This window comes from Yersinia enterocolitica (assembly GCA_002082245.2).
Taxonomy (GTDB): domain Bacteria; phylum Pseudomonadota; class Gammaproteobacteria; order Enterobacterales; family Enterobacteriaceae; genus Yersinia; species Yersinia enterocolitica_E.
The window spans coordinates 762,454-778,482 of sequence record NBTC02000002.1 but is presented as its reverse complement, the minus strand read 5'-3'; the positions used below and the strand labels follow the sequence as shown (position 1 = coordinate 778,482).

The window sequence follows — 16,029 nt, the reverse complement described above, 5'->3', positions numbered from 1 at the left end:
AGAGAAGACGCAACAATTTTACGTTCAAAAAAGGTGGCCCAAAGGCCACCTTTTTATTTTTGTCACAGAAAACACACATGCCCTATTCTGCGGCAGGCTTTTCTTCTTGTGCACGGTATTTGTCAGCGGTTTCTTTCAACAACTGTTGTAGTTCGCCACGCTGATACATTTCCATCAAAATGTCGCAACCGCCGACCAATTCACCATCAACCCACAATTGTGGGAAGGTTGGCCAGTTAGCATATTTTGGCAGTTCCGCACGAATATCCGGGTTTTGCAGGATATCAACATAAGCAAAGCGTTCGCCACAGGCAGACAGCGCCTGCACAGCCTGAGCCGAGAAACCGCAGTTAGGTAACTTTGGTGAACCCTTCATATAAAGCAGGATTGGGTTTTCTGCTATCTGGCGCTGGATTTTATCAATCGTCGTCATTTCTTGCTTCCTCAAGCCATATAGTGGCTACAATACTTAGAACCTATCCATTAGGGCTGTTTTATTATTGCGTCCGGCCTATTGTAGCGACTGTTACCACTGGAATAAAACGCCATCTTTTGCAGGGGCTTTACTCCGTGGACGAATGGTTATATTGTCAGCTACAAATATGTGCATTTAGAATAACATTTTTGATCCCATCACTTCACTATTATCTTCTTTATGGGATTCCCCCTGCGGCTTCAAGTAGGAAAGAGATAACTCGTTGACGTATGGTTGATTTAAGTCCATTAGACGTGTGAAAAAGCGACAATATCTAAGCCATTAATGTTTTCTCACAATATCGATTAAGATCCTGTCGCTCTCTGCTTTTTTATATCGTGAGTTTCGGCAATACTGTGACTCTTCATATTCATCTCAGGGCAAGGTTGGTAGCGTTATTATGCGTTTAATATTTACGCTGTTTGTGCTGCTGTTTACCCAGCTATTTTTAAATCTGGCGCATGCGTCGCCGCAGGCTCATGTGTCTGCTGAGCAGAAGAAAGGACAGGTCAGCCAGGCCAGCCCTGATGATCGTAAAAAACGTAAAGCAGATAAAAGTACCAAAAAAGTAAAAGTAGCCAGCAATAAAACCCCTACCAGCAAAGTGACTACCAATAAAACAGCAACCAGCAGCGATAAAAAGAAAATTGCCGCCGGCACGACTAAAACCATTAAAAAGAAAACGCAGGAAGTCAGTAAAATCGCTACAAAAAAAACCAGCAATACGAAAAAAACCAATATTAAAACTGCAGCCAATAAAAAAGTGACTGCAGGTAAAAAAACAGAAAGAGTCGCTTATGGCCGACACAGAAATAAAACCCAAGGCAAAGCGGCTACCGAATTAGTCGCCAATAGTAAAATCAAGCTCAGTCCAGCGCATAAAAAACGCTATCAACACGCCAAACAGACCGCGATGAGCAAACTGATGAAGCAAGTCGGTAAACCTTATCGTTGGGGTGGCACCTCTCCTAATACCGGATTTGATTGCAGCGGGCTTATCTATTACGCCTATAAAGACGTGATCAGAATAAAAATGCCGCGTACCGCGAACGAGATGTATCACTTGCGTGACGCCGCCCCCGTCAAACGTGCTGAGCTGGAGAGCGGGGATTTAGTGTTCTTCAATATTGCCAACCGTGGCGTCGCCGACCATGTAGGCGTCTATCTGGGTAACGGTAAGTTCATTCAGTCCCCACGCACTGGTGAAGAAATTCGTATCAGTATGCTGGACAATGACTACTGGCAGGATCATTACGTTGGCGCACGCCGTGTGGTCACACCGAAAACCATCCGCTAAGACTTCAGTTTGCGCCCGGTTGTCCTACCGGGTGCTGATGGCACAATAACGCCCCTGCACTTGTTATCCCCATGGCATAACGGTGATACAATCACCCATCAAACAGTATGGTTATATCTGTCATTCCTGTTGAAAGTTGTTAAGATTAATACCCACAACAAAAATACAACAATTAAGCTTTAACCGCTCTTCGCCACCTCACTGCCCGTGGCAATTGATGTGATTTGAGGAGCAAACACCCTGAGCAACCCCGAAAGGAGAGAGCGATGTCTTTTGAATTACCGGCATTACCCTATGCGCAAAATGCGCTAGAGCCCCACATCTCAGCTGAAACGCTGGAATACCACTACGGCAAGCATCACAACACCTATGTGGTTAATCTCAATAACTTGATTAAAGACACTGAGTTTGCGGGTAAGACGCTGGAAGAGATTGTAAAAACCGCTAATGGCGGGATCTTTAATAATGCGGCCCAAGTCTGGAACCACACCTTCTACTGGCACTGCCTGTCACCTAACGGCGGCGGCGAACCTACGGGCAAAGTTGCCGATGCCATTAATCAATCATTTGGTTCTTTTGCTGAATTTAAAGCACAATTTACTGATGCAGCAGTAAAAAACTTTGGTGCGGGCTGGACCTGGCTGGTTAAAAAAGCAGATGGCACACTGGCGATTGTCAGTACGTCTAATGCAGCAACTCCACTGACCACCAACGATAAACCAGTGTTAACCGTAGATGTGTGGGAACATGCTTACTATATTGATTACCGCAATGCGCGGCCAAAATACCTGGAAAACTTCTGGGCACTGGTTAACTGGTCTTTCGTTGAGAAAAATTTAGCCTGATACGGCAAGAAGAGTGACAACCCATCGTCGCATTACGCGTAAAAATAATTAAGGGCGGGATTAACCCGCCCTACTTATCACTTCACACCGGCAAGCGGTTTAATTAATTCATTACCGCCACGAAGCTAAAGACAATAATCATCGCCAGCGCACCAACAGTCGTAATCAGCGACATTTTCAGATTGGTATCCATAAAAACTCCTTAGCCGGTTAGTTTGTAGTAGGGAAAAGGCACATAGTTAGTGTGTTAAATTATTTTCCCACAGTTCAGAAAAAAAATCTTGTGCTCATTACGCACTTTATAACTTTGATTACCCCTTTCACTTTTCCTCCAGATCAGCCAAAATTCGCAGTTCATAACTGCATACCGACTAATAACGTCCAATAAATACTCTCAGACAATCAGCTGATTTAACTTCCCAGCCTAATATCGTGTTTTTGTCTGAGCGGTTTTCGGGTTATGCAGGCAAACGATTAACATAATACTTACCCTACTGTAACCGGTAAGCTTAGGAGTCATTCTTTTTATGGCAACGATTAAAGATGTGGCCAAACACGCGGGTGTGTCCACCACCACCGTTTCGCACGTTATCAACAAAACTCGTTTTGTCGCCGAGAATACCAAGGCTGCGGTGTGGGCTGCCATTAAAGAACTGCATTATTCACCCAGCGCTGTAGCCCGCAGTTTGAAAGTTAATCACACTAAATCAATTGGTTTACTGGCAACATCCAGCGAAGCGCCCTATTTTGCCGAAGTGATCGAAGCGGTCGAAAATAGTTGTTATAGCAAAGGTTATACCCTGATTTTATGTAATTCTCATAATAATCTGGACAAGCAAAAAGCTTATCTGGCGATGTTGGCACAAAAACGTGTCGATGGGTTGCTGGTGATGTGTTCAGAATATCCTGAGCAGCTACTCGGGATGTTGGAAGAATATCGCAATATCCCAATGGTCGTCATGGATTGGGGAACCGCACGGGGTGATTTTACTGACTCGATTATTGATAACGCTTTTGAAGGCGGCTATTTGGCGGGCCGTTACCTGATTGAGCGCGGTCATCGTGACATTGGGGCTATCCCCGGCCAGTTAGCCCGTAATACCGGTGGTGGCCGCCACCAGGGCTTCCTGAAAGCACTGGAAGAAGCAAATATTACCCTGCGTGATGAGTGGGTGGTCCAAGGGGATTTTGAACCGGAATCCGGTTATAAAGCGATGCATCAAATCCTGACACAAAAACATCGCCCAACGGCGGTGTTCTGTGGCGGCGATATTATGGCCATGGGCGCGATATGTGCTGCTGATGAGTTGGGCCTACGGGTACCACAAGATATTTCGGTGATCGGGTATGATAATGTGCGTAATGCGCGCTATTTCTCGCCGGCGCTAACCACTATTCACCAGCCCAAAGAGCGCTTGGGCGAAACGGCCTTTGCCATGTTACTTGACCGTATTGTCAGCAAACGTGAAGATTCGCAGACCATTGAGGTACACCCTAAACTGATTGAGCGCCGTTCTGTCGCTGATGGCCCGTTCCTCGATTATCGCCGTTAATCCTCTCCTGCCGGTAGTGTTTAGCTCTACCGGCGGCTAATCTTGCCTCATTAATCCTCAGTCATTGATTGATAACTCACTGTCATCTTTCAACCATTCGGTATTAAGTGTGACACTGTCACCTAGATATTCCAGCAGCCAGGCCAATGCTGGTGAATGGTTGTTCTGCTCCCAGGTCAAGCAACATGGACTATCGGGCAACGGTTCAGCCAGCGTCAGTGCCGCTAGCTTCCCTTGCTCAATCAACGGCGATACCATATGTGCCGGCACCATCCCGATGCACAATCCTGCACACAGGCAATCGATTCCCGTTGCCCAGTCCGGGGCGACCAATCGCTGCTGGTTTGCTAAAGTCCAGGTGTCACGTTTAGGTAAATTACGGGCGGTATCTTCCAGGCAAAGTGAGGGATAAGGCCGTAACTGATTATCGCTAAGTGGCTCGGTTAATTGGGCTAAAGGATGATCGACACTCACCACACAATGCCAGCTTAAAAAGCCCATATCGCGAAAGATGAACCGCCCACCGACCGGGATCGCGCGGGTCGCACCAATGGCCATTTCCGCCTGCCCATCCACCAGCGCATCCCACACACCGTTGAATACTTCATAGCGTACCCGCAGTTCAATATCAGGAAAATGTCGGTAAAAATCCAACACTAAACGGCGACTACGCTGTGGTTTAACAATTTTATCTATTACTATATTTAACTGCCCACGCCAACCATTCGCCACCTGTTGACACTGACGGCGTGTGTCATTCATTTTTTTGATAACATCTCGCGCATCTTTAATAAAAACCACGCCAGCTTCGGTTAATTCCACATCGCGATGACGTCGTTCAAACAACGGAACGGCCAACCACTCTTCCAACTGGCGCACCGTATAACTAATCGCAGACGGTACGCGGTGCAATTCTTGAGCAGCAGCACTGAAACTCCCAGTACGGGCTACTGCGTCCACCACATCCAGTGAATATTCAGACCACATAGTTTTTCACCTTTTTACATCACCAATTTGCTATCAAATTTTTTAATAGCATGGTGCAAATATTACCGTTTCACAACAGAATATCGCAGCGGATAGAATGCCCTCCGCAATTAATTTTCTATAACAGAAGTTTTGCCTGCAAAAATTATAATTTAGCCAACGTCATTGGAGCCGCTGCTAACACCTCTGCGGTTTCAAAGACCAAGGATATAAAGAGAAATAAAGAATGAAAACGTCGTCTGGTTTTATGTTCTATCTGGCCGGTCTGAGTATGTTGGGCTATTTGGCCACTGACATGTATCTACCCGCTTTTGGCGCAATGCAACAAGAGCTTCAAACGTCTGCCGGCGCCATCAGTGCCAGCTTAAGTATCTTCCTCGCCGGTTTTGCTATCGCTCAGCTTATCTGGGGACCCGTATCGGATAAGTTAGGCCGTAAACCGGTACTGTTAGCCGGTTTGGCGTTATTTGCCATCGGTTGTCTGGGGATTTTATGGGTTGAAAATGCGACACAATTATTGGTACTCCGCTTTATTCAGGCGGTAGGGGTGTGTTCTGCTGCTGTAAGTTGGCAGGCGTTAGTGGTAGACCGTTATCGCGATGGCAAGGCCAATCGCGTGTTTGCCACCATTATGCCGCTCGTAGCACTCTCTCCCGCGTTAGCTCCGCTACTGGGTGCCTGGTTATTAAACCACTTCAGTTGGCGTTCAATTTTTGTAGTGCTACTGGCCGTTACGTTGCTGCTATTGATCCCAACGGCGCGGTTGAACGAACGCAAAAAAACCGCACAAGATAATGCTGCACGCATTAGCACCAACATCAGTTTCTGGCAGTTGCTTAAGTCGGCAACATTTAGTGGCAACGTGATGATGTTTGCTGCCTGTAGTGCCGGTTTCTTTGCCTGGTTAACCGGTTCACCTTTTATTCTGGGTGATATGGGTTATAGCCCGAATGTCATCGGATTAAGTTATGTCCCCCAGACCCTGGCCTTCCTGTTAGGTGGATTTGGTTGTCGCAGTGCTCTTTCCCGAATCAAGGGTAATACCTTGCTGCCGTGGCTGTTGGCGGGATATGCAATCAGCATGATTGCACTTTATCTGATAGCAACGTTAACCACGCCGACGCTGCTGACCTTACTTATTCCATTCTGCATAATGGCGCTGGTGAATGGTGCCTGCTACCCTATTATCGTAGCGAATGCATTAATGCCTTTTCCAGCTAACACCGGTAAAGCAGCCGCGCTGCAAAATACGCTTCAGCTCGGGTTATGTTTTGTTGCCAGTATGTTGGTATCGGCCTATATCAGCCAGCCATTGCTGGCAACAGTGACCGTGATGCTGTCGACCGTGGTGCTGGCGTTTTTAGGATATGGCATTCATTGCTACGCATTGCGAAAAGAAAAAAATGATACTAATCCGATGCCCAACGTCATCGGTGTTACAGCAAAGCAACAAACGAATGAACCACGGTGAGCCTGGATAAGGAATGATTCGGGTCGGAAATCGATTTGAACGCTGCAAGCGGCAGCCTGATAGAGGCGAGACCCAAGGATGGGCTAAGTAACGAGAGCCGCTAACACAGCGGTAGCATCAAGGACGAAGTGAATTAATTTCCAATAGAAATAGTCACTAAGGAACACGTGAGCCGGGTGTGATTTATTATTGAGAAAGCCTCCCGGCAAGCCTATACTCGATTTAACCAATTACGATATCATTAAAAAAAAGCATTATCTTAAGTACTTTCTGTGCGCGTGGATTGCGTCACATTTACGCTTATGGATGAGTTACCCTAAATCAATCTTTATTAGGGTTTCTTCTTAATCTTCCTCTGTCCGTTATGGATATTAGACACCAAGGTCACAACAACCTTATTGGTATGAATCTGCATATATCGCGGGTCATAAGTCAGAAGAAAGTGATGGAGAAGCTATGAGTTCATCCTGTATAGAAGACCAGAGTATTCAAGAAACCCCTTGGTTTCGCATTGTACAAGAAATGCTGAATCGGGCTGATATTGAAATCAATGGCTCACGCCCTTTCGACATTCGAATCAATAACCCAGACTTTTTCAAACGAATACTTCAAGAAGGATCTTTGGCATTAGGTGAGAGTTATATGGACGGCTGGTGGGAATGTGACCGCTTGGATATCTTTTTCCAACGGGTTCTCAGGGCTGGCCTGGAAAATCAACTTCCACACCATCTCAAAGATACTTTACGCATTGCTGCTGCGCGTATTATTAATTTGCAATCAAAGAAAAGAGCCTGGATTGTTGGCAAAGAACATTACGATCTGGGTAATGATCTGTTTAGCCTAATGCTCGATTCGAATATGCAATACTCATGCGCTTACTGGAAAGATGCCACGACCCTTGAGCAAGCGCAGGAAAATAAACTGCGGATGATCTGCGAAAAACTTCAATTGGCTCCGGGCATGACATTGCTCGATATCGGTTGTGGCTGGGGAGGCCTCGCAGCCTATGCTGCCCGGCATTACGGCGTCGCCGTTTCCGGTGTGACCATTTCGGCTGAACAACAAAAACTGGCACAAAAACGCTGTGAAGGTTTAGACGTCACTATTTTATTGCAAGACTATCGTGATCTGAACGAACAGTTCGATCGTATCGTTTCTGTCGGTATGTTCGAGCATGTCGGGCCAAAGAACTATCACACCTATTTTGATGTGGTAAACCGCAATTTGAAGCCAGATGGCTTGTTCTTACTGCACACTATCGGTGCTAATCGTACCGATCTGAGTATCGATCCGTGGATTAATAAATATATCTTCCCTAATGGCTGCCTGCCGTCAGTAAAACATATTGCTAACGCCAGTGAGCCTTATTTTATTATGGAAGATTGGCACAATTTTGGCGCTGATTATGATCGCACCCTGATGGCGTGGTATGAACGTTTTCAAGCCGCGTGGCCGAGCCTGGCTGCGAATTACTCGTCGCGATTTGAGCGGATGTTTAGCTATTATCTCAATGCCTGTGCGGGTGCTTTCCGCGCCAGAGACATCCAACTGTGGCAAGTATTATTCAGCCCTAACGGGGTCGAGGGTGGGATTCGCGTGCCGCGTTAGTACTTAAAAGAGGACAGGTGGACTGCCTGTCCTATCCTATTTACGTTAAGCCCACATTTATCCGCGAGTGGCCTTATCAACTACCGGCGTAGCGAGTACAGTTTCCCGCTGAGCCAATACCCGCTCAACCGTGTCCACCACCGCCTGGGTTTGTGGATCGATCTCGATATTTACCCGATGTCCCAAACGCTTTTTACCTAATGTGGTCCGCGACAGTGTTTCTGGTATCAGATGTACACAGAAGCGGTTCCCCACAACCTCACCAATAGTTAGGCTGATACCATCAATACCGATAAAACCTTTGTGTAACACATACTTCATTAAATCAAAGCTGGGCATACGAAACCAGATCTGACGATTATTTTCTGATGTGTATATCTTGGCAATCTCAGCAGTACAAATAATATGGCCGGACATGAGATGCCCCCCGATTTCATCGCTGAATTTAGCCGCACGTTCCAAATTAACGGTATCACCAACCTTAATATCGCCCAAATTGGTAATACGCAGTGTCTCCTTCATTAAATCAAAGCTAACCCGATTACCCTCAACGGCGGTGACTGTCAGGCAGCAACCATTGTGGGCAACAGAAGCGCCTAACGCTAATTCAGGCAACATCTCCGCTGGCATGTCTACTACATGGGTGCGGAAATTTGATTTTTCTTCGATGGCAACCACCGGCGCGGTGCCTTGAACAATACCGGTAAACATACGCCATGCCTCTTATCTATAGAAAGAAAGTTTCTTTGCCTTGATTTTGCCTCAGAAGATAAGGAAAACCAAACCACTTACACTAAAAAAACAGATAAGAGGTATTTAGCTGATAATTAGCAACAAAGATTGCTTAAGCGCGATGAGCAGGTACAATCCTTCATTGTTTTTCCGCTATTTTATTTATCGCCCATGGCGCGATAAATAGTCGTTATTGAAATCATAACTAGGTTATACCCAAGTTACTTCGAGATACAGGTAGGCGGCAACCGCGTGAACCTCCAGGAGCTTAGATAACTAAGTGTCTGGAGTGAGCAAGGGCAGCCAACACCCCTGTATATTGAAGGGCGACGGGTAGAGAAAGGTGCATACGTGCAGAAGTATATCGTCGAAGCGCGTAGCTTATTGGCTCTCGCTATTCCCGTTGTCATCGCGCAATTATCTCAAACCGCCATGGGCGTGGTTGACACCATTATGGCCGGTTCTGTCAGTGCTACTGATATGGCTGCCGTGGCGGTAGGTACTTCTATCTGGTTACCGGCTATTTTATTTGGCCATGGTTTGTTGTTGGCACTAACCCCGACAGTTGCACAGCTCAACGGTTCCGGGCGTCGCAATCAAATTGCCCATCAAGTCAGGCAAGGGTTTTGGCTGGCGTTTTGCGTTTCACTGCTAATTATGTTTGTTCTATATAATAGCGACCACGTTATTATGCAAATGCATAATATTGACCCCGTGCTAGCAGATAAAGCCGTGGGCTTCCTGCATGCCATTATGTGGGGTGCGCCGGGCTATCTCTTCTTCCAGGTGCTACGTAATCAATGTGAAGGATTATCCAAAACCAAGCCGGGGATGGTTATCGGCTTTATTGGTTTGCTCGTGAATATTCCGGTTAACTATATTTTCATCTACGGGAAATTCGGTGCTCCGGCATTGGGTGGCGTCGGGTGCGGGGTGGCAACAGGCACAGTCTACTGGGTGATGTTCCTGATGATGCGCTGGTATGTCACCCGCGCTCGTTCACAGCAAGATATCAAACTGGAGAAAGGGTTCGCCGCACCGGACTGGCAAGTAATGAAACGCTTGGGTGGCCTAGGCCTGCCGGTTGCTCTGGCACTCTTCTTTGAAGTGACGCTGTTCGCGGTTGTCGCCTTACTGGTTTCACCTCTGGGCATTGTCGCTGTTGCCGGGCACCAAATTGCGCTCAACTTTAGTTCATTAATGTTTATGTTACCGATGTCGCTGAGCGTAGCAGCCACCATTCGTGTTGGTTTCCGCCTCGGTCAAGGCTCGGTAGAACAAGCGAGAGTGGCCGCTTATACCAGTATTGCCGTGGGTTTAATGCTGGCCTGTGTCACTGCGGTATTTACCGTTATTTTCCGCGAGCACATTGCCTTGCTGTACAACAAAACACCGGCAGTGGTAATGATGGCCTCGCACTTGATGTTGCTGGCCGCTATTTACCAGCTATCGGATGCGATTCAAGTAATCGGTAGCGGTGTGCTACGTGGTTATAAGGATACACGTTCGATCTTCTTTATTACCTTTACTGCCTATTGGTTACTGGGGTTACCGAGTGGTTACGTGCTGGGGCTGACCGATTATATCGTGCCCGCCATGGGGCCAAGTGGTTTCTGGATTGGGTTCGTTATTGGCTTAACTTCTGCGGCGATTTTAATGGCACTGCGCATCCGCTGGTTACAAAAACAGCCAGCAGCATTTATCCTGCAAAAGGCGGCGCATTAGTACCGATAGTCTCTGGCGTGACAGCCAGAATTCATATTGGCAAGTCGCGACTGCGTAAAACACCGAGGTGGAGAAAAAAACAGCGCAATGGGCAAAAGCGCAGCAATTACGTGAGTTTGCGGTGAATATTGTGTTTTTCCCCTTGCCAGCAGACGGGCAGCTCGTTAATATTCGTCCCCGCTGTCAGCATTGATGGTGAGTAATAAAAGAGGATGCGTCCGTAGCTCAGTTGGTTAGAGCACCACCTTGACATGGTGGGGGTCGATGGTTCGAGTCCATTCGGACGCACCAAATTTATTGCAGGTAGATAGCGTTAAATATTTTGTTAGTTCAGTCGCTAAGGTAGTAGTCGTTGCAGTTGGTAACACTGTAGCGTCAAGTCAGTAGGGTAATGTGCGTCCGTAGCTCAGTTGGTTAGAGCACCACCTTGACATGGTGGGGGTCGATGGTTCGAGTCCATTCGGACGCACCACTCTGGCAACAGGTTTATCATCTTTAGATGCGTTCTTAGCTCAGTTGGTTAGAGCACCACCTTGACATGGTGGGGGTCGATGGTTCGAGTCCATTAGAACGCACCACTCTGCATTTGCGGTTTACTCTCTGTTTTCTTAATCTTCCCAATACTCTTTTACCCCCTATTCCCTGCAATATATAACCGAGATAAAGCAATAAATATCAACCAATCGCCCTGCCACCTCCTGCTTGTTTTTCAACCCTGGATTGGCTAAAAATGTTAAACATCACACCAGTTGCGCAACAAAATAAGAAATATTCGCAATACTTGCGCGACTAATTCCCCCTTTTTATAAAAAACGGCAATGAGTTTCTGTTTTCTATTTCATTTCCCGTTAGTTACCGCTTATAATACGAACCGTCGTTTCAGTTGAATGGTTTCAGCATCTTGATCTGCCGATACGCTAAAAAAATACAACTCACATTTACGCCATCGTATACCGATCATGCGGTTAGCCTCGTGCTAAAGTTTTCCGCTCAACTTCCGCAACTGTCATCTATCCTTAGTAATGTTTTGCTTCTTTGTAACGTTTCGCTACACCAGACACTAATCAGATCCCACTCCGTTGATCTCATTAACGGAACTTTCGTTTTTAATCCATCACAACTTGTAGAAAAATCCTCATGAACATGAACGACAAAAAGACTAAAATTGTTTGTACTATCGGTCCCAAAACCGAATCTGAAGAAATGCTGACAAAACTGCTTGATGCCGGCATGAACGTTATGCGTTTGAACTTTTCTCATGGTGACTATGAAGAACATGGTCAACGTATCAAGAATATTCGTACTGTCATGGCAAAAACCGGCCACAAAGCTGGCATCCTGCTGGACACCAAAGGCCCTGAAATCCGCACCATGAAACTGGAAGGCGGCAAAGATGCAGCCCTGGTTGCCGGTCAAACTTTCACCTTTACCACGGATCAAAGTGTTATCGGTAACGACAACATCGTTGCTGTGACTTATCCCGGTTTTGCTGCTGACCTGAAAATTGGTAATACCGTGCTGGTTGACGATGGTCTGATCGGCATGGAAGTGACTGAAGTCACTGAAAGTACCGTGGTATGTAAAGTACTGAACAACGGTGACCTGGGTGAAAACAAAGGCGTTAACCTGCCAGGAGTTTCTATCCAGCTACCTGCATTGGCTGAAAAAGATAAAGCTGACCTGATCTTTGGTTGTGAGCAAGGTGTGGACTTCGTTGCAGCCTCGTTTATCCGTAAACGTTCAGACGTGCTGGAAATTCGCGAACACCTGAAAGCGCACGGTGGCGAGCATATCCAAATCATCTCTAAAATCGAAAACCAGGAAGGTCTGAATAACTTCGACGAAATCCTGGAAGCATCTGACGGTATCATGGTTGCCCGTGGTGACCTGGGTGTTGAGATCCCGGTTGAAGAAGTTATCTTCGCGCAGAAGATGATGATTGAGAAATGTAACCGCGCTCGCAAAGTTGTTATCACTGCAACGCAAATGCTCGATTCAATGATCAAAAACCCACGCCCTACCCGTGCAGAAGCTGGCGACGTTGCTAACGCCATTCTGGATGGTACAGACGCCGTGATGCTGTCGGGTGAAAGCGCCAAGGGTAAGTACCCATTAGAGTCTGTCACCATCATGGCGACCATCTGTGAGCGTACAGACCGAATTATGCCTAGCCGCATTGATACGCTGAATGATAATCGTAAAATGCGTATCACCGAAGCCGTTTGCCGTGGCGCGGTAGAAACAGCAGAAAAGCTGGAAGCAAAACTGATTATCGTTGCCACTGGTGGCGGTAAATCAGCAAAATCAGTGCGTAAATACTTCCCTACCGCCACCATTCTGGCATTGACCACCAATGAAACCACCGCACGTCAGCTTATTCTGACTAAAGGCGTGGTGACTCAACTGGTCGATAAGATTGCTTCGACTGATGATTTCTACCGCATCGGTAAAGAAGCTGCTTTGGCCAGCGGTCTGGCACAGAAAGGCGAAGTTGTGGTTATGGTTTCTGGTGCTCTGGTAGCAAGTGGCACCACCAATACTGCTTCGGTGCACGTGTTATAATCCCAACACGTCCTCTCGGATGATAATTAAAAACGCCGCTTTCAATAGCGGCGTTTCCTTTTTTAAACCGTCCAAATAAACTTTCTGAAAAATCTGCTTTATCCCAACTGCGTTAAAGTCATTTTTTCAAATAAGACTTATCCCATAGAATCCGGCTGTTTTGCCTCGTTTTTTTAACTTTTTTTTAAAACAAGGTGCTTCTTTGAGCGAACGATCAAAATAAACCCCTCTAACACTAAAAATTTATTCTCTTTCGAAAAAACTTTGTGTAATACTTGTAACGCTACATGGAGATTAACTTAATCTAGAGGGTGTTAATAATGAATCGTACTAAACTTGTACTGGGCGCGGTAATCCTGGCTTCAACTATGCTGGCTGGTTGTTCAAGCAATGCTAAAATCGACCAACTGTCTTCTGACGTTCAAACTCTGAACGCTAAAGTTGACCAACTGAGCAACGACGTGAACGCAATCCGTTCTGACGTTCAAGCAGCTAAAGACGATGCAGCACGTGCTAACCAACGTCTGGACAACCAAGCTCACGCTTACAAGAAGTAATATTACTTCCTGAAAATGAAAAATGGCGCACATTGTGCGCCATTTTTTTACCCCGCTAAAATGAATCCCTGACGTTACCTTCCTTGATATCGACCTTCCTTTGCTACTGACTCACCATGTCATCCTGCGGTTACTGCTACACGCTTTGCCACGACGGATAAGTTGCCATGGCAAAGGTGCATCTAAAACTTAATTAGCGGCGGAGTAGACCGGACCTGGCTGAACCAGCTTAGGTGCGGCTTCATCAGCCGGTTGCTGCTCTTCTGTCTGCGGTTGTGCCTGTTGCTCGCCCTGAGGCGCTACAGCGGCCGGAGCCTCTACAGGGGCAGTCTCACCTACCGTTACGATGACGGGCATGCCAGCGCGGCGTACAATCGCATCCTGGACCACTTGAGCATCAGTCTGGCTGTCACTCATAAACTTCAGTAGGCTGCTGCTAATCGCAATTGGCATCGTTTGTGGGTCATCACTGTCTACACGGGACAACGGCTGATGAACTTCCACATAACGTTTACCATCAGGTTCTACGGAATATTTAACCGGTTCGTTGACTATCTGTACGCGAGTACCTTTAGGTACTGAGCTGAACAGTGCCTTGATATCATCAGGACGTAAACGGATACACCCGGAGCTGACACGCATACCGATACCAAAGTTGGCATTAGTACCGTGGATCAAGTACTCACCGCCGCCGGCTGACAGACGCATAGCAAACAGGCCCATTGGGTTTTCCGGCCCTGCTGGAACAACTGATGGCAAGGTAACGCCTTGTGCCAGGTAGTGCTTACGGATGTTCGCAGTCGGTGTCCAAGTCGGATTCGGGATCTTCTGGCTAACAGACGTCGTCATCGTCGGAGTATTACGCCCTAACTGGCCGATACCGATAGGATATACGATGACCTTGTTCTGGCCTTTAGGGTAGTAATAAAGACGCAGCTCAGCCAGGTTGATGACGATACCTTCACGTGGGGTATCAGGCAGCAACATCTGGGTCGGGATAGTTAATACTGAACCCGGTAACGGCAAATACGGGTCAGCACCTGGGTTGGCTTCGAGCATCCCCAGCAAACCGATTTTATAATCGGCAGCAATAGCCTCAAGCGGACGGCCATCGTTTGGAACGGTATAGGTAGTATTTTCACCAATCAGACGGCTATTGGCTGGCGGCAGAGGATACTCGGTCGCATTGGCAGCGGTGATACTTCCCGCCATACAAGTTGCGAATAACATACCAATCAAAGTTAATGCACGTTTCATGCTTAGTTCCTACATCACTTCTTCAAATTCGGTTTACACGGCTATACCCGATAGATTTCAAGTTGCAGGAAGGCGGCAAACAAATGAATCCCGCTGAGCTTACGCAAGTAAGTGATTCGGGGGGATGAGAGCAGCCAACACACCAGCAGTTTGAAAGATGACGGGTATATCTACGTTAATTCTAGCAGCCAATTATAAGGCCAACATATAGTAACAGCCATTATTATAAAGGCAATTTATATCTCTAGAAATCAAGGTGTTACAAAGTAATTTATTATGCTTTATCCAGCAAGAAAGCCGATTTAACCTGCTGAAATTCCACCATTTTAAGACTGTGACCCATGACGCAAAAATGGTCAACCGCCGAGGAATAAAGCACAAAATGTTGGCATGAATTAGTGAGTTTTTAAACTTGCCGCTTTAATACGAATAGCACGGATCATCGCTTCCAGACCTTGCGAACGCGATGGTGTCAGGTGCTGACTCAGGGCTAAGTCGGCAAAAAATGGCCGAACATCCAATTCGATTATCTGTTGTGGCGTTAAACCTTGATAAAGGATAAACACCACCGCGACCAACCCTTTAACGATAGCCGCATCACTGTCACCGGCAAAAACCACCTGGCCCTCATCAGAGGTTGTCATGGCAATCCACACTTGGCTTTGGCAACCGGAAATAAGATTCTCCGGCTGGCGCTGCTGTTCCGTTAACGCTGCCAACTGCCCACCCAACTCGATCACATACAGATACTTTTCTTCCCAATTCAAACAACGGGAAAAGTTACGAATCAATTTATCTTTATCTGGCAAAACAGCCATAGCGTGCTTCCTGATACCCTTTGTACTTGATGCCGCAGGAGATTAAGGCCCCACTGCCCCGCCAAATTACACGAACGCGTAAGCTCATTGGCATTAATGAGCTTCATCCTGCGGCATCAATAATGTGGTAGTAGTTGATTTT

14 protein-coding genes and 3 tRNA genes are annotated in these 16,029 nt (G+C 46.7%); 11 read left to right on the top strand and 6 right to left on the bottom strand.

From position 1 onward, the window contains the following. Positions 1–82: 82 nt before the first annotated feature. Positions 83–433, bottom strand: a complete 351-nt coding sequence (gene grxD, locus A6J66_004900; protein PNM23590.1) for a monothiol glutaredoxin, Grx4 family — start codon at positions 431–433, stop codon at positions 83–85. 442 nt (positions 434–875) lie between these two features. Between grxD and A6J66_004895 the strand changes: the two genes are divergently transcribed. Next, a complete protein-coding gene (locus tag A6J66_004895; GenBank protein PNM23589.1) occupies positions 876–1,772 on the top strand; it encodes a peptidoglycan endopeptidase in 897 nt (298 codons plus the stop codon). 266 nt (positions 1,773–2,038) lie between these two features. After that, the gene (locus A6J66_004890; protein ID PNM23588.1) at positions 2,039–2,617 is read left to right on the top strand and encodes a superoxide dismutase [Fe]; all 579 of its coding nucleotides are present in this window, start codon (positions 2,039–2,041) and stop codon (positions 2,615–2,617) included. Between the two features lie 103 nt (positions 2,618–2,720). On the opposite strand, the gene ynhF is transcribed toward A6J66_004890, so the two are convergent. Beyond that, the gene (gene ynhF / locus A6J66_004885) at positions 2,721–2,810 is read right to left on the bottom strand and encodes a YnhF family membrane protein (protein PNM23587.1); all 90 of its coding nucleotides are present in this window, start codon (positions 2,808–2,810) and stop codon (positions 2,721–2,723) included. 334 nt (positions 2,811–3,144) lie between these two features. Between ynhF and A6J66_004880 the strand changes: the two genes are divergently transcribed. Further along, complete coding sequence (locus A6J66_004880; protein PNM23586.1) at positions 3,145–4,170, top strand: HTH-type transcriptional repressor PurR; 1,026 nt, start codon at positions 3,145–3,147, stop codon at positions 4,168–4,170. A 57-nt stretch (positions 4,171–4,227) separates the two neighbouring features. Here A6J66_004880 and A6J66_004875 read toward each other — a convergent pair whose 3' ends face one another. After that, positions 4,228–5,157, bottom strand: coding sequence for a LysR family transcriptional regulator (locus A6J66_004875; GenBank protein ID PNM23585.1), 930 nt, complete (start codon positions 5,155–5,157; stop codon positions 4,228–4,230). A 226-nt stretch (positions 5,158–5,383) separates the two neighbouring features. On the opposite strand from A6J66_004875, the gene A6J66_004870 reads away from it, so the two are divergent. Both A6J66_004870 and A6J66_004865 read left to right on the top strand, forming a co-directional pair. Next, positions 5,384–6,628, top strand: a complete 1,245-nt coding sequence (locus A6J66_004870) for a Bcr/CflA family multidrug efflux MFS transporter (protein PNM23584.1) — start codon at positions 5,384–5,386, stop codon at positions 6,626–6,628. 456 nt (positions 6,629–7,084) lie between these two features. Further along, positions 7,085–8,236 carry a cyclopropane-fatty-acyl-phospholipid synthase gene (locus A6J66_004865; protein ID PNM23583.1) on the top strand — a complete coding sequence of 384 codons (1,152 nt, stop codon included), beginning with the start codon at positions 7,085–7,087 and terminating at the stop codon, positions 8,234–8,236. Between the two features lie 57 nt (positions 8,237–8,293). Here the strand turns inward: A6J66_004865 and A6J66_004860 are convergent, their stop codons facing one another. Continuing rightward, positions 8,294–8,947 (bottom strand): riboflavin synthase subunit alpha, encoded by a 654-nt coding sequence (locus tag A6J66_004860; protein PNM23582.1) that lies wholly within the window; start codon positions 8,945–8,947, stop codon positions 8,294–8,296. Between the two features lie 372 nt (positions 8,948–9,319). Between A6J66_004860 and A6J66_004855 the strand changes: the two genes are divergently transcribed. From A6J66_004855 to A6J66_004830, 6 genes are all read left to right on the top strand, one after another. After that, positions 9,320–10,693, top strand: a complete 1,374-nt coding sequence (locus A6J66_004855; protein ID PNM23581.1) for an MATE family efflux transporter — start codon at positions 9,320–9,322, stop codon at positions 10,691–10,693. Positions 10,694–10,907: 214 nt separating this feature from the next. Continuing rightward, positions 10,908–10,984 (top strand) — tRNA-Val (locus A6J66_004850). Between the two features lie 104 nt (positions 10,985–11,088). Beyond that, positions 11,089–11,165 (top strand) — tRNA-Val (locus tag A6J66_004845). Between the two features lie 29 nt (positions 11,166–11,194). After that, positions 11,195–11,271, top strand: a tRNA-Val gene (locus A6J66_004840). Between the two features lie 565 nt (positions 11,272–11,836). Then, positions 11,837–13,255, top strand: a complete 1,419-nt coding sequence (locus tag A6J66_004835; GenBank protein PNM26896.1) for a pyruvate kinase PykF — start codon at positions 11,837–11,839, stop codon at positions 13,253–13,255. Between the two features lie 320 nt (positions 13,256–13,575). Further along, positions 13,576–13,812 (top strand): murein lipoprotein, encoded by a 237-nt coding sequence (locus tag A6J66_004830; protein ID PNM23580.1) that lies wholly within the window; start codon positions 13,576–13,578, stop codon positions 13,810–13,812. A gap of 189 nt (positions 13,813–14,001) precedes the next feature. Here the strand turns inward: A6J66_004830 and A6J66_004825 are convergent, their stop codons facing one another. Together A6J66_004825 and A6J66_004820 are read right to left on the bottom strand one after the other, a co-directional pair. Then, positions 14,002–15,069: a L,D-transpeptidase gene (locus A6J66_004825; GenBank protein PNM23579.1), complete on the bottom strand. Its 1,068-nt coding sequence runs from the start codon at positions 15,067–15,069 to the stop codon at positions 14,002–14,004. Between the two features lie 395 nt (positions 15,070–15,464). After that, on the bottom strand, positions 15,465–15,887 hold the full coding sequence (locus A6J66_004820) for a cysteine desulfuration protein SufE (GenBank protein PNM23578.1): 423 nt from the start codon (positions 15,885–15,887) through the stop codon (positions 15,465–15,467). Between the last annotated feature and the right edge of the window lie 142 nt (positions 15,888–16,029).

Excerpts from the sequence above, each read along its gene's own strand:
- A6J66_004870 (PNM23584.1), top strand. The coding sequence starts at position 5,384 with ATGAAAACGTCGTCTGGTTTTATGTTCTATCTGGCCGGTCTGAGTATG.
- A6J66_004875 (PNM23585.1), bottom strand. The coding sequence starts at position 5,157 with ATGTGGTCTGAATATTCACTGGATGTGGTGGACGCAGTAGCCCGTACT.
- grxD (PNM23590.1), bottom strand. The coding sequence starts at position 433 with ATGACGACGATTGATAAAATCCAGCGCCAGATAGCAGAAAACCCAATC.
- A6J66_004895 (PNM23589.1), top strand. The coding sequence starts at position 876 with ATGCGTTTAATATTTACGCTGTTTGTGCTGCTGTTTACCCAGCTATTT.
- A6J66_004865 (PNM23583.1), top strand. The coding sequence starts at position 7,085 with ATGAGTTCATCCTGTATAGAAGACCAGAGTATTCAAGAAACCCCTTGG.
- A6J66_004860 (PNM23582.1), bottom strand. The coding sequence starts at position 8,947 with ATGTTTACCGGTATTGTTCAAGGCACCGCGCCGGTGGTTGCCATCGAA.
- A6J66_004820 (PNM23578.1), bottom strand. The coding sequence starts at position 15,887 with ATGGCTGTTTTGCCAGATAAAGATAAATTGATTCGTAACTTTTCCCGT.
- A6J66_004830 (PNM23580.1), top strand. The coding sequence starts at position 13,576 with ATGAATCGTACTAAACTTGTACTGGGCGCGGTAATCCTGGCTTCAACT.
- ynhF (PNM23587.1), bottom strand. The coding sequence starts at position 2,810 with ATGGATACCAATCTGAAAATGTCGCTGATTACGACTGTTGGTGCGCTG.
- A6J66_004825 (PNM23579.1), bottom strand. The coding sequence starts at position 15,069 with ATGAAACGTGCATTAACTTTGATTGGTATGTTATTCGCAACTTGTATG.
- A6J66_004890 (PNM23588.1), top strand. The coding sequence starts at position 2,039 with ATGTCTTTTGAATTACCGGCATTACCCTATGCGCAAAATGCGCTAGAG.
- A6J66_004880 (PNM23586.1), top strand. The coding sequence starts at position 3,145 with ATGGCAACGATTAAAGATGTGGCCAAACACGCGGGTGTGTCCACCACC.
- A6J66_004835 (PNM26896.1), top strand. The coding sequence starts at position 11,837 with ATGAACGACAAAAAGACTAAAATTGTTTGTACTATCGGTCCCAAAACC.